We start from the raw sequence: 21,203 nt of genomic DNA on the forward strand, positions 1-21,203 counted from the left end.
TTTAGCGTCTGAGTGTGTCATCTTAGTGTTTCAGTAAGGATTACTAAGTGATCAGATCACACACACTTGAAAGAGTTCAAAAAAAATCCCCAAGCTACAAGCTTGGGGATTTGTGTATAAGAGACAGCGCGTTTGCGAGGCTTTTGAACAGATAGACCGTTTTAAAGGTTTGGACCTGTAGACGGTCTGTGCGGCATATTGTTGCGCAGCTGGTTCATACCTTGGTACATACGTAGGAACCACACGAGAATCGCAAGCGTTGCGAACAGCATACCTACCCAAGGAATGAAATAAGCAACCGTGTCTAACAAGGTACTGTGCACCCAATAGTCACTAACACCAACCAATACACCATTCGATGTTGCCACTGTTACGATCAGAACAACAAAGAACGTGAAGTACAGGAAGAATGTGCGAATCAAGCCGTAGTAATGTGAATTCACTACATCACTGTCTTCACCTTTATCCAAACGGTAACCCGCGTAAATGATTGCGATAACGCCTGAGATCAAAAACGTAAACGGGGTAAAACAACTCAGGATGTAGGCAACCCAAATCCCGTTATGAGGTTTGTTCATTCGTCTTCGCTCCTTTTACGTCCGTTTGAGCTGTGTCAGCCTCACCCATCGCTTCTTTAGATTTCACTTCTTCATACCAAAGGTCGTGGTGCTCTTTCGCCCATGTCTCGTCAACTTCACCAGTAACCATACCTTCTAGTGCACCTTCCATACCGAATAGACCGATGTAGATGTGGAAGATAAAGCCACAGATCAGAATCAGTGCTGAAATCGCGTGAACAAGGTTAGATAGTTCCATATCGCGGCGAGTTTGGCCGAAAATTGGGAAATCCAGAACTAAGCCACTCACTGCAGCAATAGCACCGAAGAAGATCAACAGCCAGTAAATCGCCTTCTCACCACCGTTTGAGAAACCAGCCGATGGATGCGTACCTTTATGCTTACCAACCATGCCGCCCATTTTCATGAACCAACGAATGTCAGTCATTGTTGGAATGGACTTACGCCACCATTTCAACAGAACAAACATCAGCAAGATAAAGAACAAAGGACCCATGTAGTTATGGTACTGCTTCGCCAACATGACGATGAAGCCCCAAAACTCAGTTGGTACGTACGGCTTCAAGAAGTGCTTACCGTAAACCAGCATCAAACCACTGAATGCCAGCGTTAAGAAGGTAAACGCCATGCTCCAGTGCAGTGCGCGGTCTAGTCGAGACCAGCGTTTCATCTTCTTGCCAGTACGTGGCTTGCTTAGCATCAGAGGACCAACGAATACGTAAGCCATGATAACCATTGCGATACTGCCGAAAATCGCGACAGCGCCCGCAGGAGACATCCATTTCTCTTTAAGAATGTACCAAGTCTCACCCGGAGTACTGATCAGCACACCGTGTTCCGCTGATTTCGACGTGGTATAGCCTTCTTGCCCCTCTTTGACTTGACGCCAAAAATCTGCACCTGCAAGTTGCGTCATCTCCTGTTGTACCACTGGAGATGTGTCTTCTTGCGCAGACGCTGGCATCGTGAAGGTCAGCAGTAATGCTGTCATCATAGACAGCATTACAAGAGACGCACGTTTAAGAGTATTTAACATGTGTCTCTCCTACTTAGCTTTTGGTTGCGTCGTAAGAAAGATCGTTACCGTCTGTCCAACCTGCGTTTTTCGCACCGCGCTCAACCACACGTTGACGGAAGATGTCAGAAACTTTCTCTGCATCACCCGCTAGCAGTGCTTTTGTTGAACATAGTGACGCACACATAGGTAGTTTACCTTCAGCAATACGGTTCGCACCGTACTTCTCACGCTCTTCTAGAGAACCTGGTTCTGTGTTTGGACCACCTGCACAGAAAGTACATTTGTCCATTTTTCCACGCTCACCGAATGACGCTTGTTTCGGGAACTGAGGCGCACCGAATGGACAAGCAAACAGACAGTAACCACAACCGATACAAAGATCTTTGTTGTGAAGAACGATGCCATCTTCTGTGTGCTCGAAACAGTCAGCTGGACAAACCGCCATACAAGGCGCATCTGTACAGTGCATACAAGCAACAGAGATTGAGTTTTCACCTGGTTCACCGTCGTTCAGTGTTACTACGCGACGACGTTGAATACCCCACTCAAGCGCATCATCGTTTTCGTTCTTACATGCAGTAACACAGCCGTTACACTCGATACAGCGTTTGGTGTCACATAGGAATTTCATTCGTGCCATTATCAGACTCCTTACGCTTTACGAATGTTACATAGGGTTACTTTAGTTTCCTGCATCAAAGTAACAGGGTCGTAACCGTAAGTGGTTGCCGTGTTGGCTGCTTCACCAACAACATAAGGATCCGTACCTTCTGGGTACTTAGGACGTAGGTCTTCACCTTCGAACTTACCACCGAAGTGGAACGGAATGAACGCCAGACCCGGTTTAACACGACGAGTGACCATCGCTTTCACCTTGATGCGGCCTTTTTCTGCACCTTCAACCCAAACATCATCGCCATCTTTGAAACCAAGATCGTTTGCGTCTTTCGGGTTCACTTCAACGAACATTTCTTGTTGAAGTTCAGCAAGCCATGGGTTTGAACGTGTTTCTTCACCACCACCTTCGTACTCAACCAAGCGACCAGAAGTCAGGATGATTGGGTATTCGCCAGACTTGTCTTCTTTCTGGATAGACTTGTAAAGCGTTGGTACACGGAAGATTGCTTCTTTGTCGTCCCAAGTTGGGTAATCCGTTACAAGGTCACGACGAGGCGTATATAGCGGCTCACGGTGTAGCGGCACGCGGTCTGGGAATGTCCAAACAATCGCACGCGCTTTTGCGTTACCAAATGGGATACAACCGTGCTTGATTGCTACGCGTTGGATACCGCCAGACAGGTCAGTTTTCCAGTTTTTACCTTCCGCAGCTGCTTTTTCTTCAGCCGTTAGGTCGTCCCACCAACCAAGCTGTTTGATTAGCTTGTCAGAGAACTCTGGGTAACCGTCTTTGATTTCACAGCCTTTTGAGTAGCTGTCTTCAGCAAGTAGGCTTTGACCTTCAAACTCAACACCGAAACGCGTACGGAAGTTACCGCCACCCTCTGCAACCGTCTTCGACGTATCGTACAGAATGTGTGTGCCTGGATGCTTCATCTCTGGCGTGCCCCAACATGGCCAAGGTAGACCGTAAGTCTCACCATTCACAGGACCACCCTCTGCTTCCAGAGATGTCTTGTGGAATGTATGCCAGTTTTGTTGGTGCGCTTTCAGACGCTCTGGGCTTTGACCTGTGTAACCGATGGTCCACATGCCTTTGTTGAATTCGCGAGTAATGTCTTCGATCACTGGCTGGTTGTTCTCTACGCGTACGTTTTTGAACAGCAGATCTTCATAACCTAGCTTCTTAGTTAGCAGGTACATGATTTCGTGGTCAGGTTTAGATTCGAACAATGGCTCGATAACCTGATCACGCCACTGAAGTGAGCGGTTAGATGCTGTCACACTGCCGTGCGTTTCGAACTGAGTCGTTGCAGGAAGCAGGTAAACGCCGTCAGTACGATCGTTCATTACCGCTGCGACTGTTGGGTATGGGTCTACAATAACCATCATATCCAGCTTCTGCATCGCTTTCTTCATCTCAGGACCACGAGTCTGAGAGTTTACTGCGTGACCCCAGTAGAACATTGCGCGGATGTTTTCACGTTGACGAATGTTGTCTTTGTTTTCAAGAACACCATCCACCCAACGAGATACAGGGATACCTGCACTGTTCATTGGTTTTTGACCGCCGTAAGCGTTGTCATCGAAACGACCTTTGATCCATTCGTAATCGATTTCCCACACTTTCGACCAATGACGCCATGAACCTTCAGACAGACCGTAGTAACCTGGTAGCGTGTCAGATAATACGCCAAGGTCAGTTGCGCCCTGTACGTTATCGTGACCACGGAAGATGTTTGCACCGCCACCTGATTTACCGATGTTACCTAGCGCAAGCTCAAGTACACAGTAAGCACGAGTGTTGTTGTTACCAGTCGTATGCTGAGTACCACCCATACACCACACGATACAACCCGGACGGTTTTCAGAAAGCAGTTTCGCTGTTTGGTAAACTTCAGACTCAGGAACGCCAGTCACGCGCTCAACTTCTGCTGGTGTCCACTTAGCCACTTCTGCACGGATTTCATCCATACCGAATACACGTTGACGAATAAACTCTTTGTCTTCCCAGTTGTTCGCAAAGACATGCCATAGCACGCCCCAGATGAATGCAACGTCAGAACCCGGACGTAGAGATACGTAGTGATCCGATTTTGCAGCGGTACGAGTACGACGAGGATCCGCCACAACTATCTTACAGTTGTTCTTCTCTTTCGCGATCAGGATGTGCTGCATCGCAACAGGGTGCGCTTCTGCAGGGTTTGAACCAATGAACAGCATCGACTTACAGTTGTGCATATCATTGAAAGAGTTAGTCATTGCACCGTAACCCCAAGTGTTTGCTACACCTGCTACGGTTGTTGAGTGACAGATACGCGCTTGGTGGTCAACGTTGTTGGTACCCCAAAGCGACGCCATCTTACGGAACATGTACGCTTGTTCGTTGTTGTGCTTCGCACTACCCAACCAGTAAACCGAATCAGGACCCGACTCTTTGCGGATGTCCATCACCTTGTTACCGATTTCTTCGATCGCTTGATCCCAAGAAAGCTTCTTCCACTTACCGTTTTCAAGCTTCATTGGGTATTTCAGACGACGCTCACCGTGACCGTGTTCGCGCAGTGCTGCACCTTTTGCACAGTGTCCACCAGCGTTGAATGGGTGGTCAAATGCAGGCTCTTGACCTGTCCACACGCCGTTTTGAACTTCAGCGTAGATTCCACAACCTACAGAACAGTGAGAACAGATGGTACGTTTTACTTCTGTTTTCGCTTCTGGATCCACCGATTTAGCTTGTGCTTTCTTCATCATGCCCGGTGCAAAAAGACTTGCACCTACAACCGCACCACCAGCAGCAAGCGAGGTGTTTTTCATGAATGCACGGCGGGAAACGCCAAGCTGATTGGTTTCTTTGCTCACACTGTCGGAGCGTTTGACAAGTTTCATCCGTTATCTCCTAAAGTGTGTCGTAGTAATCGCGAATGTGTTGAGTTTCACGATACCCTTTCTTCTTCACGTCTTTTTCAGAAGGCTCAACCGTTTCTGAAGCGCTTGCCACTTTTGTTGTTCCAGCGACAACCGCACCAGCTACGGCTGCAGTCGTTAAGCCTTTCAGGAGATCCCTACGGCTTGTATTTATTTCTTTATTATCTTTCATCATTGCTTCCTTACCTTACGGTAGATCTTTGGAGGCTATTGCCCCTCTATCGATATGACCAAGTACTGCTCGATTACTCGTAATCAGTGACGTTTTTCACATCAATTTTTAATTTGTGCTTACTGCTTTTGGTGTTCACGCTAAAGCGCACTTGTTCCAGTGTTAAGAACGCCTCACACAGCTGAGCTGCTGGCTTATAAAAGGTCGCGCTCTGTGCGTTTTCTAGTTGTTGAGTGAAAGAGTTAAACCAAGGTGCGATGTGTTTGTTAAACACCGCTTGTTGAAGGTCTTCTTCTTCACCCGTTAGCATCGACATCACTTCACAAAGTGCTGCGATGTGGTCTTCCGGTTCTTTCACATTTTCATCGCGCTCGAAACCAAGCAGTTCCAAATCGTGACGAATTTCAGCCAGTGGTTTTTCCATCATTGCACCTGTCATGTGCCATGAGCCAAACGGCATAACTTCACCACGACCGATACCAATGAAAAGATCTTGGTATTCATCTTCGAGCGCTTCGCGGTTGGAATCTTTCGCCGCTTGCTGAAGCGCAATCCACGCTTTTTGCATTGCGCTTTCTGATGGTTCAACTTCTAGCGAAGTCAGGAACTCGATCATCTCCTCACTTGGTGCGCTACGGAAGAGCGCTGACAAAACCAAGTAGATCTCTGTTCTCAGTGTTTGTTCTTGTTCTCGTTGTGTATCCACTGCGAGCTCCTAGTATTTCAGTTGTTTCATTGGGTCTTCTGCCATCGACTCAAACATGTCGATCACACGGCAGTCTTCACACATCGCGATACGATTGATCGCCGCTTCATCAGAGAAATGAGAGTGACCGCGTAACTTGTTTTGTAGCATATCGATCATAGACTGAGGTGCGAATGGCTTATGACAGCGAATACATTCCGCTGCTTTCTCTTCGTGAATCACAACCGCTTTTTGGCGCTCTTCTTTCACCCAGTTCATGCGTGGCGTTAGAGTCAGAACTTTCTCTGGACATGCCTTTTCACACAAACCACATTGAATACAGTCTTGTTCAACGAATTTAAGTGATGGAGATTCACCATCGGTATGAAGTGCACGTGTTGGACAAACCGCCACACAACTCATACACAACGTACAATCTTTGCTCTCACAAGAAACATTGCCGTAAGGCGCGTTCGCAGGCAGTTCAACAATGTTCTCAACCGGAATACGAGAAGAAGACATTGCATCCAGCGCAGTAAACAAACGTTGACGCTTGTTACCTTGAAGATCGCCAAGAGCAAGATCGAATGAATCTGTACATAGTGTTGGAGGACCTTCACGAAGCGATTCCAAGTAAAGGATATCGATGGTCTCTTTTGCGATACCAAGTTGATCCAATAGCTCTTGCGCGATACCCACTTCGTTGTTCAGAACACGAATGATGGTTGCAGGCATAAAGCGAGAAGCCGCAAATAGCACTTGCGTCGCGCCATTAACTAGAGCGGCGAACCATGTATCGATACCGATAGAAGGCAGTTCTTCAACCACAATTGGAATCACGTTATCTGGTAGCGCTTTCAGTGCCATCACATTGTAAGTCTCGTGACGAGAGCTACAGATAAGAACGATAGGATCCAGACCGCCCGCTTGCTCGTAGTTCGCTAGCGTGCGTTCAATGAATTTTTGTGTATCTTCAGGATTAGGTAGAGCGTAATGAATCGCTTCTGTCGGACAAGCCGTTGCACAAGTACCCACGCCTTGACACAGGTATGGGTTAATCTCGATGCGATGACCCGTTTTATCGCTGCCTTCACTTGATAGTGCGCCAGCAGGACAAGCATCCACACAACGCTCACAACCTTTTACGCCACGAGAACTGTGCGCACATAGGTCAGTGTCCAGACGGAAGAATTTTGGCTTATCAAACGTACCCATTAATGTTGGGATTTCTTCTAGCGCTTCAGCCAGTTTTGGATAGCCGCGTCCCACTGGGTAGTAACCCGGAACCGGAACCTCTTCTGACATACAGCTGCGTAGACAAAGATCGAGAACAACATCGAAACAATCACTATTAATAGCGACTTTTGCTAGGTTGCTTGTTAGACCGTTATTTTCGATAAGCACTTCAAACGTGCCTAGGAAACCAGAAACCTGAACTGAGTTTGCAAAGTACAGTTCTGGATTGGTGCCTTTCTCTCCGTCTGTAGAAAGAAGTGTCAGGCTGTTCATTTGAGATAGCTGCGCGGCTGCACTCTCAATGATGGCAGTCGGTCCAACAATCAGTGTATTACCGCCACTCTCGTAGCTCACCGTTGGTGGAATAAGATTGGTCAACTCTACGGTATTCTCAAACGCATACAGACGCGCTTTACCGTTATTGGAAGTTGCTTGTTCTAATAGTTGTTTCAACATTGCTCAGTTCCATTTATACGCATGGATAGTTTCTTCCATCTTTCATTGTAGTTAGCGCAGGCGATTCTGCTGATTAACTCGTCAGTAACTACCCCTTTTAGGTAGTCCCACCCGGGTTATCACTGCCTGTTGGGCAAATGGTCTAACTTCAACAAGAATGGTAATGAGCAACAGATAGCAAATGTCGTGCCAATTAAATATCATCTAATTTTCAATAGGTTAGCTATTTATCTTAGAAATTGTAGGGATAAAAAAACCGACTGGGACATTTTGTCTCAGCCGGTTCATTGAGCGTTTAGTCAAAATGTACCTATTCTTTGTGTGGTATATTTTGTCCCACCTCTTCAGGGGCTAGTTTTGTCTCTAGATTATCACTTTCAACAGATGCTGTGTTTATATCCAGTTCTTTTTGTTCTTCGGGAATTTCGGCACCTTCAGCAAGTTCTACATCAGCCGATTCAATATCACTTTCTTCATGAGATTCAGTTAATTGTGTCGTTTCTTCTGCTGGTTCTTCTTCCGTTTTCTCTTTTACCCAATCACGAAGTGTTTCAGCCACCCCTTCAGAAAGCGACTTGAGGTTACTGTAGTCATCATCGTAATCATCCAAACCATCGCGAACGTTAAACTCTTCTGACAAGAACATCTTACGCAGTGCGGCTTTCTTAACGCTCTCTGAAGCCTCAGACACCAATAGCTGCGCTACGGACATCTCTTCAGAATCAGTAGTTTCGCTTGATGCTTCTTGAGCTATTGCTCCTTTAGCTTCAGTCTCAGTAACAGAAGCCTCGGTAGCCAATGTTTGCGCTTCCGTACTTAAGTCTTCATGAGCTAGTGCGGTTTTTGGTTCAGTAGATTCAACAGGCTCCACTACCTTAGCGTCTGTAGACTCGGTAGTGGTTTCTTCCAATTTACGTTTCGACCAACGGCTAAAAAAACTAGTTGCCATTTGCTCTGCCCGCTCCTTTGCGTTTCTTACGTCTTACTTCTAATAACTCACCATGGCGACCAATAAAGGCTTCCATCCAAGCTTGAATGGCTAATGGCATATCATTGGACAACACTAGGTTATCGCCATCCATATATTGTGCAGCAACCGTTTGAGAGGCAGTAAGCAATTGAATTATTGGTTTTTCACCAGAATCCACATTATCCATAATTAAAAACAACTTAGGTTGCTGAGAACTTAGATTAAATCGGTAATCAGTGCGCTCATCTTTATGCAGTTGCAGTAAACACACATCTTGAGTCTCATCCGTTGGCGTGATTTCAAAACCTGCAAGCTGCCATTGAGTCGTAACCCAAATCCCAGTGCTGATTTCGTGCTCTACCAAATCAACGCCAATTGGCCATGAATCTTCTGTTTTTTCGTATTTGTTCTCGAACTCTTTCGTATTCGACATAACTCATCCAGTTTGTTCTATGTAGGCTTGAAGACAGAAAAGGACATTTTGTACTTTGCTTTCAACCATTTTAGCGTTACAAAGCAATAAACGCGCCAAATCAAACTCACTTTTCTCTCTATACAAAATTAGTCTAGCCGTCAGTGTGAGTCTGTGTCATTACTGCGAACTCTCAGTTTTAGCAGACATTTGACGTAAAGCCTCGCAATTTCATTTATACCCGCTATTTTGGAATGAGAATTGCTTTGTAATCCTTGTTAAGACAAAAGAACCCATCAATGAGAGCGTCCATGAGCTCTCTCATTCATCAGGACATGACTGTGGTAAAACCAAACATTATTAAAACCAGTGAAAATCCCCTACAGACCATCGAAGTAGAAGTGTTTGACGAATACGGTGAGAAGCTGACTAAGCAAATTGCGTGTGAACGCCCTCTTACCGTCATGTTGAACTGGAAAGAGATTGTCACACTGATGACACTCGGTTCTCGCCCAGAAGCACTTGTATTGGGTTATTTGAAGAACCAGAGCTTCTTGTCAGATCCTGAAGCGATTGAATCTGTGATTATCGATTGGGAAACGCACACAGCTGCGGTTATCACCAACGAGAACATAGAACATCTTGAAGGTGCATTGAAGAAGAAGACCGTCACGTCTGGTTGTGGTCAAGGCACTATGTACGGCAACGTAATGAAGCAGCTTGAAGATTATCAAGTGCCACAAATGCCACTCAAACAGTCTGAGATATACACCTCGTTAGAAGCGTTGACGCACTATAATGACACTTACAAGAAAGCTGGTGCAGTTCATGGCTGTGCAGTGTGCAAAGGCGATAAAGTACTGTCATTTGTGGAAGATGTTGGTCGCCACAATGCTGTTGATACCCTCGCGGGCGAAATGTGGCTTAACCAAGAAACCGGCGAAGATAAAATTTTCTACACGACTGGTCGCCTTACATCAGAGATGGTAATCAAGGTCGCTCAAATGGGCATTCCAGTTTTGCTGTCTCGCTCTGGCGTTACGCAAATGGGCTTAGATCTAGCCAAGAAGTTTGGCATTACCACTATCGCTCGTGCTAAAGGTTTACGTTTCCAAGTATTCACAGGCGCAGAGAAAATTGATTTTGACGTAAAGGGAAATCAATAACTCATCATTAAGTCGCCAAATGAGTTAGACTTAAACAATCATATGGATTCACAAAGGATGTGAACGATGAACAACGATCAACTGTGGAATTATCTACTCACCCCAAGCGGTATCATCGTTTCGATGATCATTACTTTCGGGCTCGTTGGCATTTATGCTTATCTAATGAGGCAATTTAAGGATTGAACGCCACAACCTAGCGCTAGCAAAGAATTAGCGCTCACAAAGAATAGACATAAAAAAAGACCTCGCGATGAGGTCTTTTTCTTTATTCGGAAGAAGGATTAGCCTTCAATACCACGAGATTTTAGGAACTCAGAGTAAGTGCCTTTGAAGTCTGTGATTTTACCATCACGGATTTCGATGATACGCGTAGCTAGTGAGTCTACGAATACACGGTCGTGCGATACGAAGAACAATGTGCCTTTGTACTGCTCTAGTGCCGTGTTCAATGATTCGATAGATTCCATATCCATGTGGTTGGTTGGTTCGTCCATTAGCAGCATGTTTGGTTTGTGCATCATTAGCTTACCAAGCAACATACGACCTTGCTCACCACCCGACAGTACTTTTACTGACTTCTTAATGTCGTCTTGACCAAACAGCATACGACCTAGGAAACCACGGACCACTTGCTCGTCGTCGCCTTCTTGACGCCATTGACCCATCCAATCGGTCAGGTTCATATCTTCTGCAAAGTCATGCGCATGGTCTTGCGCGTAGTAGCCAATGTTTGAGTTTTCAGACCACTTGAACTCACCAGAGCGAGGCTCTAGTACGCCAGCAAGTGTGTTTAGTAGGGTTGTTTTACCCACACCGTTCTCACCGATGATTGCAACGCGCTCACCGACTTCAAAAATCGCATTGAAGTTAGCAAACAGATCGTCTTCAAAACCTTGGCTTAGGTTTTCAACAATCAGAGCGTTACGGAACAACTCTTTAGACTGTTCAAAACGAATGAATGGGTTTTGACGGCTAGACGCTTTCACTTCGTCCAGTTTGATCTTGTCGATTTGCTTCGCACGAGATGTCGCTTGCTTTGCTTTCGATGCGTTTGCAGAGAAACGCGCAACGAACGTTTGTAGTTCAGCGATTTGTGCTTTCTTCTTCGCGTTGTCGTTCAGCAGACGTTCACGAGCTTGGGAAGCCGCTGTCATGTACTCGTCGTAGTTGCCTGGGTAAACACGTAGTTCACCGTAATCCAAGTCAGCCATGTGCGTACATACTGAGTTTAGGAAGTGACGGTCGTGCGAGATGATGATCATGGTGCAGTTACGCGCGTTTAGCGTGTCTTCCAACCAACGGATAGTATCCATATCCAAGTTGTTGGTTGGTTCGTCAAGAAGCATCACATCAGGGTCAGCAAATAGAACCTGCGCTAGAAGCACACGAAGTTTCCAGCCTGGCGCCACTCCACTCATTAGACCGAAGTGTTGCTCCATTGGGATACCTACAGCAAGAAGCAACTCACCCGCTTTCGCCTCGGCCATGTAACCGTCCATTTCCGCGAACTGAACTTCAAGGTCAGCCACTTTCATGCCGTCTTCTTCGCTCATTTCTGGTAAAGAGTAAATACGGTCACGTTCTTGCTTCACTTCCCATAGTTCTTTATGGCCCATGATTACCGTGTCGATAACCGTGAACTCTTCATATGCGAACTGGTCCTGGTTCAGTTTTGCAACGCGCTCGTTCGGATCGTAGCTTACGTTACCGCTAGTTTGCTCTAGCTCACCACTCAGGATTTTCATAAAGGTTGATTTACCACAACCGTTAGCCCCGATTAAGCCGTAGCGGTTACCTTCGCCAAACTTAACTGAGATGTTTTCAAATAGCGGCTTAGCGCCAAATTGTTGAGTAATATTCGCTGTGGAAATCAAAACCTTTACCTTAGCAATTCAAGTTTATTGGGAAAAACCGCGCAACGTTACTGCTTAAGGCTACACACTTCAAGTTTTGTTTTTATTAATTAATGAGAAAAAGCTTTCTTCGTTCGGTTGTTTTTTGAGATTTGGCTAACATAAACCTTGCCATTCCTAAAGGTTCTTACCCTAACGGGTTCAAAAGTGAGACATAAATCTGTCATGACTAAGCATTGACATACCCCATGAGATTGGGTTTATAGTGCGTCCCCTTTTATCAATTCCGTACGTTATTCCTTTATTGAGCATCCGTTTCTCAAAGGAAATCGCAACATCACGCACGGTCATTGGGTAAAACTCGCATATCGCGATAAAGCAACTACACTAACTCTAACCTTATAAGTTTTAAGAGAATTTTATGCATTTCATGGCGCGCATTTTAATGCTAGTCGGTCTCGTGCTTTCTTTACCCGCTCACGCTGAGTGGGAGTACGAATTCCAACCTGAGCCTCAAGTATTGCCAGTGGCGCAAGAGATCACTCAGGAGATAAACAAATTGCCTGAACCTTTGTTTATGTCTGACCAAGACAAACGCAAAGTCAATCAACTGCTTAATGCAGTGATGAACGAGCAGCGCAAACAAACCCTCATCTTTGACCAACATTTAAAAGCTTATCGCGAGTCTGGTGAAGACAAAGAGTGGTTTGAAACTCAGTCTAGCAATTTGACTCTGAACAGTCTTGGTCAAAGCAAAGAGCGATTATTAGCGCTCACGGATCCGATTACACACGACAAGCTAACTGGCTTTGGTCCTTATGGTGTGACCCAATTCAAGCAAGAGTGGCGTCAAACTCAATTGAATGCGGAATACTTACTATTCTTCCAGGTTCGTTCATTCCAATCGCTGATAAAAGAGGTGTTCATTTCACCAATCCCAGTACTTTGGGCAGGCATTAAAGTACTGTTTATTTACTTTGGGTTGGTTTGGTGGTTAACCAACAGCAAGCGCATCATTACGCTGTTCCGTGAAACGCAATTAGACAATGTGGCCAAGCCTCCGATTTGGGTTCGTTTGATTTGGTACATTAGTCGTGCACACCGGGCGATTGCTTGGTTGATTGCAATTACGCTTTCTCTTCGCGTGCTATCAGAAATCCCGAGCTTGCAGCATTTGATCATTCTCGAGATCTTCACGTGGTGGGTGTTGGGTGGTTCTATTGCCATCAGCTTCATTTTAGAGTTTGCTTACCGTAACAGTCGTAGTACCAGCCAAGAAGTGATTGCGCTGCGTCTATCGACCATTCGTCGCTATGTATGGAGCGCGATTGTCGCAGGCGTGATTTTGCAAATCTCGATTCGAACACTAGGCAAAGGCACCATTTATTCTTGGATCTACAGCGCACTGTTCTTTTGGTTTGTATTGGTGACACTGTCGGTATTGCGCCTATGGCGTAAGAAGGTATTTGAAGTCGCGGAAAAGCTCTCTGACCGCCCTGTTTGGGTAAACTGGGCCATCCGACGTAAAGATACCTTGTTACTAAGCATCATCGGTACGGCTATTTGTGCTGTGTGGATTATGCTGCACAGCTTTAAACACCGCATTGTTGCCATGTTGTCTAACTACACCATGTTTAGCCAAGCTTTAGCGTATTTGTTCCGTATTGAAGTCGCAAAACAAACGGGAAATAACGGTGCAGATACTAATCTCGTAAGAATCAAAGGCGAGCAAACGTTTGACTATATTCTCCCAGGTATCGAAGAAAGCGAGTTGGTGGACTACGCCTCTGATGAAATCAAGCATCTGTCTAAATATCTCCTGACAGACAGCCCTGCCGTGTGCGTTATCTCGGGTGAGCGTGGCGTTGGTACAACAACCTTCCTACGCACTATCCTGAACAAAGTGAAGAACGCCGAACCGCTTTATTTGAACTGTCCATACGCAGGTTACAGCGAGTTGCTAAAAGAGTTGGCTCTGCAGCTTGGGTTGGAAGAAGACGCGTCTGAAATTCAGGTTCTTGCGCATCTTCGTAAAAGTGATACGCCTTACCTTATCGCCGTCGATAACGCCCAACGCTTAGTTAAGCCGATGGTGGGTGGTTTAGGCGGCCTAATCAAGCTGACTAACCTACTTCGCCGCTCTAAGAAGAACCACCGCGTTGTCATGGCGATTGAGAAAGCGAGCTGGCGTTTCGTCGACCGTGCTCGTGGCGAACGTTTGTTGTTTGACTGGGTGGCATTTATGCCGCGCTGGAGTGAAAAACAACTGTCTGCGCTGTTTGATACACGTATTAACCAACAGATTGAAAATCCAGTGACCTTTGATGGTCTTGTCGTCCCTAAACAATGGGACCAAGAAGACATCACTGAAGAAGAACGAGCTAAACAAGGCTTCTACCGTATTCTGTGGCATTACTCAGATGGTAACCCGACAGTTGGCTTGCGCTTTTTCCGCTTGTCTCTACGTCAGGATAAAGAGACGCAACAAGTGGTGGTTCGATTGTTCCACGCACCAGAATCTCAAGAGCTTGAGAAAATGCCGAAGCCCATGCTGGCCGTTCTGCGTTCTATTGTTCAGCTTGAAGTGGCATCGCCAGAGGAGTTGTCTGAATGTACCCAGCTCAGTATTGCGGAAGTTATCGGAACTCTTCGCTACTTCCAAAGCCGTGGCTTTATTGAGTGGAGCGAAGACAAAGCTCGCGTGTCGGACCACTGGTTCCGTCATATTACTAACGTTCTCGACCGTCAACATTTATTGGTGAAATAACGATGAAAAAACTACTCACCGTATTGGCTCTTTGTTTATTGAGCTCCCCTGCATTGGCGACTGAAGAAATCGCGAGTGTCGATAATATCTCGCAAATTGCCAGCTTAATTCGCTGGAGCGGCGTGTTCTTCTCTATCATCGTAATTGCATGTACATGGTTGTTGCTTAAGTTCATGAGCTCGATGGTAGAAAGTATTGGTAGCCAATTTGTGCAGTATCGAATGGTGCTGCAAAAGCTCCAATCATTCCTGCAGTTCTTTATCTACTTAACCGCCGGCTCTGTGGTATTTATGATGAGCTTTCGCATCAACGACCAGATCCTTGCTTTGATTGGTGGTACGTTGGCGGTATCCGTTGGTTTTGCAATGAAAGATCTAGCGGCATCGTTCATCGCGGGTATGACGGTTATGGTGGATAGACCGTTCCAAGTTGGTGACCGCGTCACGTTTGAAGGTAACTACGGCGATATTATTGCTATTGGTTTGCGCTCTGTGCGTATGCGTACCCTAACCGATGACATCATTACGATTCCAAACAACAAGTTCTTGAGTGAAGTTGTGGTCAGCGGCAACTATGGTGCGTTGGATATGCAGGTGGTGATTCCGTTCTATGTAGCCATGAATGAAGACATTGCGCTAGCACGTGATTTAATTCAGGAAGCGGCCTCTTCAAGTCGCTATATCCATCTACCGAAGCCTGTGACGGTTCTCGTAAAACAGACGATTACTGATAACTACTTAGCAATTCAGTTAACGTGTAAGGCGTATGTGGTAGATACCGCCTACGAAAAGCTCTTTGAAACCGACATTACTCTACGTGTAATGAAAGAGTTTAAAAAGCACGGAATCAATCCTCCAAAGATTGCGGTGCATACGGGTTAATTCGACGTTTTCCTCTCGCACTTAGAGAGGAACAGATACAAAGAGGGTCAGTAAATTTACCGACCCTTTTTATTTGATTGGGACTCATAGTCAGTTTAAGAATAGCGCTAAACAATATTCATAACGTCAAGTAGCAACTCGGCTTTTTTAGGCAGATAGATACTGAATGTGCTTCCTTTGCCCCATTCCGATTCAGCTTTTAGTTCGCCGCCTGTTTGGCTAAGAATACTTTGCGAAACAGAAAGCCCTAGACCAGTACCGTCACGCTTAGTTGTATAGAACGGCGAGAAGATACGACTTAAGTTTTCTGGCTTGATACCGCAACCTTCATCGGTGACATGAATCGCTGCACCTTTCAGTTCGCCGTCTTCAATCCAATCATCACTCACGACGGTTAGCTTACCTCTGCCGTCCATCGCATGAATGCCATTCATCTGCAAGTTCACCAGAATCTGCAACAAGTGGTGGCGATTGATCTCGACCGAAGTATGAGCCTGTAAATCGGTGACAAACTCGATGTCGCGCTTCTTAGTACCGGTTTTAACCAGCGTAATACTCTCATCAATGATTGGGTTCACGTGTTGCCACGTAATTTCGTCTTGCACACCACCCTGACGGCTGTATTGCAGTAAACTACGCGTGATATTACGAATGCGGTCAATTTGAGCGTGAATGGCGTCAATTTCTTCCTGAACGCGGCTTGCCTCTTCACCTAACTCAAACTGAATCAATTCAACGTTACCCAGAATCACTGCGGTTGGGTTGTTAATCTCGTGTGCAATACCCGCAGTTAACTCACCCAGTGCGGCAAGCTTTTCGTTGACCACCAGTTTGTCACGCGTTTGGTTGAGCAGCTGAATATGGAGTTCGAGCTGTTCTGTTTTTTCCTTCAAACTCGCCGTACGTTTTTGAACTTTACCCTCAAGTTGCATCGCAGAGTTTTTAAGCTCGACTTTACGATCTTCAAGTGCATCCAACATATTGTCGAATTGGCGAGCTAACTGAGCCAGCTCGTGGTGTTCGTCTAGTCCGAGAGGCCCAATACGTTTTTCTTTACCCAACTGAACTAATTTCACGACTTTATGGATGCGTTCAATTGGACGGAATAAGTCTCGTGAGCCTCGATATACCATCACACCAGAAACTAAGAGCAGCATTAAAGTGATCAAGCTTATCTCGACGATATTGGTCATGTAGGCTTTTACGAATGGCCACATCAAGTAACCGGTGTAGAGCATACCGATGACATTATCGTATTGGTCTTTGATTGGCTGATATGCGGTGATATACCAAGCATCGTAAACAAACGCGCGGTCGACCCATTGCTCACCTTCCTCCAATACCTTGTTGTACACCTCAGAACTCACTCGCGTACCAATAGCGCGCCCCAAACGTTGGTCACTGTCTAAGGGAACATTGGTACTAACACGAAGATCATCCAAAAATACCGTCAGAGTCCCCACTGGACGGAGGGTGTCGTTATCACTCAAATAGATAAGATCACGAATTTGATCGACCAATACCGTGCTGTTGTTGAGCAGCAAACCGCCATCTAAGAAGCCAATTAAATCATTCTGCTGGCTGTAAACCGGTATTACGGTTCGACTCACCAAGCCACGCGCTTCCACACCACCATTTTTTAGAATCGGTACTTCAGCACGTTTTGCGAGTTCGGGGTCTAGCTTTTCCAGTTCTTTTCTGTCCAGAACATCGAAGAAAGATTCGCGCTTGGTTAAATCCATAAAGCGGAATTTGTTTTCCATCGAATTAACACGTTGGAAGGACAAAAAATCCAACCCGTAGCGTTTCTTCTGCGCAGTAACCCACTTTTGCAATTCTGCTTGTGGGACATTTTGGTTCACTCGGGTACGAAAATCATAAGAGTCCGCGAACGATTTCACGTAGTTCGCTTGTTTTTGTTGTAGCAAGGTGATGCTGTTATTGGCCACACCAAGACGTTCTGAAACGTCCAGCAGCGCATTTTGCCACGTATAGTGAATCGACCAATAGATCGTGATACCAATCAATGCCAATGACGTTAAAAAGATTGGCGCGGAGGTCAAAATCAATAATCGATAGCGCACCATTGTTTTGAACCGATACGCCCATTTAGACAATCCCTTGCGTTGCTGCCAAGTACTATTCGGCATAATCCTCGTCCTCAGAGTCCCACTCTTTGTATTTGCGCTCTAGGGTTTTTCTTGCCACACCCAAATCACGTGAAGCGGCAGATTTATTGCCTTCATGAAGAGTAACTACTTGTTGTATATGCGCTTTTTCAACCTCTTTTAACGTCCAAGTGTTTGGGTAACCTTCACCGCTGAACTCTCTGCCCTCTTTGAATGTTGGCAGCTCTGCAGTATGAGAAACCGTGATCGACACGTTAGGCAGCGCATGTCCTCCATTCAATTCACGCCAATGGTGCGCGGGCGGTTTGCCTAACAAGATGCAGCGCTCAATGAGGTTTTTCAGCTCACGAATATTACCTGGCCATTCGTACTCACTCATCGCTTCCATATCCTCATGCGCCCACTTCGGTGCTTGCATACCCAGTTCGCTCGTTAGCATGTTGCTAAAATAAGGCACAAGCTCGAACAAATCGGTTTTGCGCTCACGCAGGGGAGCGACTTCAATCTTCAACACGTTCAAACGGTAGTAAAGGTCGCTACGGAAGTTGCCTTTGTTGACCTCTTCTTGCAGATTACGGTTGGTCGCCGCGACAATGCGCACATCAATGCTGATTTCGCGTTCAGAACCGACCGGACGAATGGTACGCTGCTCTAACACGCGCAGCAGTGACGCTTGCATGGATAACGGCATTTCACCAATTTCATCAAGGAATAATGTACCTCCGTTCGCTACGCGGAAAAGGCCTTCGCGAGACTTTTTAGCGCCCGTGAAAGCACCTGAGGTATGCCCGAATAGTTCACTCTCTAAAAGCTCTGGTGCAATCGCACCACAGTTAAGTGGGACAAATGGTCCTGTGCGACCACTCGCTTGGTGAATGCCGCGCGCAACGAGCTCTTTACCTGTTCCCGACTCACCTTCGACCAAGACTGATGCGCGAGAAGGCGCAAACTGGGTAATCAGCTGTTTGAGTTGACGGGTTTTCTCAGAGCCGCCAATGATTTCTGACGTGTGAAGACGCTGATAGTCACGTTTCATCGCGTATTGCATGCGCTCAGTCAAACGACGATCCATACAACGGCTGACCGCTTTCAACATCTGCTCTAGGTTAAACGGCTTGAGGATAAAGTCCGACGCACCAAGCTGCAGTGCTCGAATTGCAATTTCCAAATCCGCGTAGCCAGTCATGAAGATGACATCCGCGCGTTTGTCGTCATCTTCAAACGCCTCTTCCCATTCAATCCCTGAACGCCCCGGCAAGTTGATATCCAACAGAATCAAGTCGTAGTGGCGTGAATTACGCAGTTCTTCCGCTTCTTCAATGCTACCCGCTGTATCGACTTGCGAAAACAGTTTGCCCAGAGCCTTTTTAAGGATGGCTTGCATACCGAGTTCGTCATCAACGACCAGTACTGAAAAAGCGTTGTATTGTTGGTTTGTACTAATATGGGATTGAGTAGACATATTTACCCCAGTTGGATTGGAATGGGACAGAGTGTACCAAGTTTAAACAGAGATACCCTACAAAAAGTGCGACATTTTGTACCAACGCAAATTTTTATGCAAATAAGTCCATGAATTAGCGCATAAATCAAACATTTTGAGCTTGTAAAATGTTGGCATCTTGTTTGCTATATGGAGTGTCCAAGTGACCTCAGGATGTGGGAGACATCAATGCAATACCATCGCTTCTCGCTCCTCCACCCTAAGATGACTTGTGATATGAGCGCGCTATGACGCTCTGGCGACTTCTTTAGTAACCCAAGACTTAAGAAGCCAAAGAATCATTGGAAAGGAAACAACTAAAATGAAAAAAATTGCGCTGACTCTAGCTGCAACGTCAATCACTCTTGTAAGCTACTCTGCTTTTTCAGCTCAAGATGGCGAACACATTCGTCTGGCGACAACAACAAGTACTTACCACTCTGGCTTACTGGACTACCTACTTCCTCAATTTGAAAAAGACACTGGCTACAAAGTAGATATCATCGCTGCTGGTACTGGTAAAGCGCTGAAGATGGGTGAAAACGGCGACGTTGATTTGGTTATGACACACGCTCCTAAAGCAGAAGGTGTGTTTGTTGAGAACGGCTACGGCGTCCTTCCTCGTAAACTGATGTACAACGACTTCGTTATCGTTGGCCCTAAAGCTGACCCAGCACAAGTAAAAGACGATGCGTCAGTACTAGACGTATTCAAAGAGATCGCAAACAAAGACGCGACATTCATCTCTCGTGGCGATGATTCTGGTACACACAAAAAAGAACTAGGCATCTGGGCGCAAACTAAGATGGAACCAAACTTTGGTGGCTACCGCAGCGTAGGTCAAGGTATGGGCCCTACTCTAAACATGGCGTCAGAAATGCAAGGCTACACGATGACCGACCGTGGTACTTGGTTGGCTTACCAAAACAAATTGGATCTTGCGATTCTATTCCAAGGCGACGAAAAACTGTTTAACCCGTACCAAGTGATTTTGGTGAACCCAGAGCGTTACCCAACCATCAACTACCAAGGTGCGAAGGCTTTCAGTGACTGGTTGGTGAACCCACGCGGTCAAGAGCTGATCAATGGCTTCCGTCTGAATGGTAAACAATTGTTCGTTGCGAATGCTGAGAGCAAATAACGCAATATGAATCTTGCTGATACAACACTAGAAGCCTTGCGCTTATTGGTGAATTTTGATGCAGACCTATGGGAGATCGTTGCGGTCTCCTTTAGTGTTTCTATTACGGCAATATCTTTGGTGGTATTGCCGTCTATTTTGATGTCTTTTGTCCTAGCCTACACCGACTTCCGTGGTAAGTGGTTCTTGCTGTCCATTGTGAACACCTTACAGGCGGTGCCAACGGTCGTGATTGGTTTGCTGTTGTACATGATGCTTTCAAGAGCAGGCCCTTTGGGTGATTGGCAAATGCTGTTTACGCAAAAAGCCATGATCTTAGGACAAATGATCGTCTGTTTTCCGGTTCTGGTTTCCATGATGCACGGTGCGCTTCAATCAAGTGACCGTCGCGCAGTTGAAACAGCGATTACGTTAGGTGCGTCAATCCCTCGTATCGCTGCTACTATGATCTGGGAGACACGTTTTCCTTTATTGGCAGCTATCATTGCGGGATTCTCACGAATCGTCACAGAGGTAGGCTGTTCAATGATGGTTGGTGGCAACATTATGGGCGTAACCCGTAATATTCCGACTGCCATTGCTATGGAAAGTAGTAAAGGTGCTTTTGCGCAAGGAGTTGCATTAGGAATTGTATTACTATCGTTAGCGTTAGCGCTCAACTTCCTCTTATCGAGCATGAGAGGCAAAGGCTATCTAAGAACATGAAG

At 46.0% G+C, this 21,203-nt stretch carries 17 protein-coding genes; 5 read left to right on the plus strand and 12 right to left on the minus strand.

Annotation, left to right across the window (positions count from 1 at the left end; all coding sequences use genetic code 11):
• Positions 1–161 precede the first annotated feature (161 nt).
• From ATB76_RS04600 to ATB76_RS04640, 9 genes are all read right to left on the minus strand, one after another.
• Positions 162–578, minus strand: a complete 417-nt coding sequence (locus tag ATB76_RS04600) for a hypothetical protein (protein ID WP_038875061.1) — start codon at positions 576–578, stop codon at positions 162–164.
• Positions 562–1,614 (minus strand): formate dehydrogenase subunit gamma, encoded by a 1,053-nt coding sequence (locus ATB76_RS04605; RefSeq protein WP_042600801.1) that lies wholly within the window; start codon positions 1,612–1,614, stop codon positions 562–564. Before ATB76_RS04605 ends, ATB76_RS04600 begins: the two co-directional genes overlap by 17 nt.
• 13 nt (positions 1,615–1,627) lie before the next feature.
• Positions 1,628–2,236 carry a formate dehydrogenase FDH3 subunit beta gene (fdh3B, locus tag ATB76_RS04610; protein WP_005427693.1) on the minus strand — a complete coding sequence of 203 codons (609 nt, stop codon included), beginning with the start codon at positions 2,234–2,236 and terminating at the stop codon, positions 1,628–1,630.
• 11 nt (positions 2,237–2,247) lie between these two features.
• Positions 2,248–5,103 carry a formate dehydrogenase subunit alpha gene (locus tag ATB76_RS04615; RefSeq protein ID WP_033006499.1) on the minus strand — a complete coding sequence of 952 codons (2,856 nt, stop codon included), beginning with the start codon at positions 5,101–5,103 and terminating at the stop codon, positions 2,248–2,250.
• 10 nt (positions 5,104–5,113) lie between these two features.
• Complete coding sequence (locus tag ATB76_RS04620; protein WP_005427585.1) at positions 5,114–5,314, minus strand: twin-arginine translocation signal domain-containing protein; 201 nt, start codon at positions 5,312–5,314, stop codon at positions 5,114–5,116.
• 73 nt (positions 5,315–5,387) lie between these two features.
• On the minus strand, positions 5,388–6,020 hold the full coding sequence (locus ATB76_RS04625; protein WP_061034763.1) for a molecular chaperone: 633 nt from the start codon (positions 6,018–6,020) through the stop codon (positions 5,388–5,390).
• A gap of 9 nt (positions 6,021–6,029) precedes the next feature.
• Positions 6,030–7,691: a 4Fe-4S dicluster domain-containing protein gene (locus ATB76_RS04630; RefSeq protein ID WP_061034764.1), complete on the minus strand. Its 1,662-nt coding sequence runs from the start codon at positions 7,689–7,691 to the stop codon at positions 6,030–6,032.
• A gap of 310 nt (positions 7,692–8,001) precedes the next feature.
• Positions 8,002–8,640 (minus strand): DUF3306 domain-containing protein, encoded by a 639-nt coding sequence (locus ATB76_RS04635; RefSeq protein WP_042600798.1) that lies wholly within the window; start codon positions 8,638–8,640, stop codon positions 8,002–8,004.
• Positions 8,630–9,094 (minus strand): DUF3305 domain-containing protein, encoded by a 465-nt coding sequence (locus ATB76_RS04640; RefSeq protein ID WP_042600795.1) that lies wholly within the window; start codon positions 9,092–9,094, stop codon positions 8,630–8,632. The genes ATB76_RS04635 and ATB76_RS04640 overlap by 11 nt, the downstream gene beginning before the upstream one ends.
• A 320-nt stretch (positions 9,095–9,414) precedes the next feature.
• On the opposite strand from ATB76_RS04640, the gene ATB76_RS04645 reads away from it, so the two are divergent.
• A complete protein-coding gene (locus tag ATB76_RS04645; protein WP_042600824.1) occupies positions 9,415–10,239 on the plus strand; it encodes a formate dehydrogenase accessory sulfurtransferase FdhD in 825 nt (274 codons plus the stop codon).
• A 284-nt stretch (positions 10,240–10,523) separates the two neighbouring features.
• On the opposite strand, the gene ATB76_RS04650 is transcribed toward ATB76_RS04645, so the two are convergent.
• Positions 10,524–12,116 (minus strand): ABC-F family ATPase, encoded by a 1,593-nt coding sequence (locus tag ATB76_RS04650; protein WP_038872740.1) that lies wholly within the window; start codon positions 12,114–12,116, stop codon positions 10,524–10,526.
• Positions 12,117–12,516: 400 nt separating this feature from the next.
• On the opposite strand from ATB76_RS04650, the gene ATB76_RS04655 reads away from it, so the two are divergent.
• Together ATB76_RS04655 and ATB76_RS04660 are read left to right on the plus strand one after the other, a co-directional pair.
• Positions 12,517–14,862: an ATP-binding protein gene (locus ATB76_RS04655; RefSeq protein ID WP_061034765.1), complete on the plus strand. Its 2,346-nt coding sequence runs from the start codon at positions 12,517–12,519 to the stop codon at positions 14,860–14,862.
• Positions 14,863–14,864: 2 nt separating this feature from the next.
• Positions 14,865–15,743 carry a mechanosensitive ion channel domain-containing protein gene (locus ATB76_RS04660; protein ID WP_061034766.1) on the plus strand — a complete coding sequence of 293 codons (879 nt, stop codon included), beginning with the start codon at positions 14,865–14,867 and terminating at the stop codon, positions 15,741–15,743.
• Positions 15,744–15,850: 107 nt separating this feature from the next.
• Here the strand turns inward: ATB76_RS04660 and ATB76_RS04665 are convergent, their stop codons facing one another.
• Both ATB76_RS04665 and ATB76_RS04670 read right to left on the minus strand, forming a co-directional pair.
• The gene (locus ATB76_RS04665) at positions 15,851–17,893 is read right to left on the minus strand and encodes a cache domain-containing protein (RefSeq protein WP_038875045.1); all 2,043 of its coding nucleotides are present in this window, start codon (positions 17,891–17,893) and stop codon (positions 15,851–15,853) included.
• Positions 17,883–19,334 carry a sigma-54 dependent transcriptional regulator gene (locus ATB76_RS04670; protein ID WP_038872736.1) on the minus strand — a complete coding sequence of 484 codons (1,452 nt, stop codon included), beginning with the start codon at positions 19,332–19,334 and terminating at the stop codon, positions 17,883–17,885. The genes ATB76_RS04665 and ATB76_RS04670 overlap by 11 nt, the downstream gene beginning before the upstream one ends.
• 343 nt (positions 19,335–19,677) lie before the next feature.
• Here ATB76_RS04670 and ATB76_RS04675 point away from each other — a divergent pair, with 343 nt between their 5' ends.
• Both ATB76_RS04675 and ATB76_RS04680 read left to right on the plus strand, forming a co-directional pair.
• Positions 19,678–20,496, plus strand: a complete 819-nt coding sequence (locus tag ATB76_RS04675; protein ID WP_005441551.1) for a substrate-binding domain-containing protein — start codon at positions 19,678–19,680, stop codon at positions 20,494–20,496.
• 6 nt (positions 20,497–20,502) lie between these two features.
• A complete protein-coding gene (locus tag ATB76_RS04680; protein WP_005427748.1) occupies positions 20,503–21,201 on the plus strand; it encodes an ABC transporter permease in 699 nt (232 codons plus the stop codon).
• Positions 21,202–21,203: the final 2 nt, after the last annotated feature.

The sequence above is a fragment of the Vibrio sp. MOR3 genome, from assembly GCF_001557775.1.
Taxonomy (GTDB): Bacteria; Pseudomonadota; Gammaproteobacteria; order Enterobacterales; family Vibrionaceae; genus Vibrio; species Vibrio jasicida.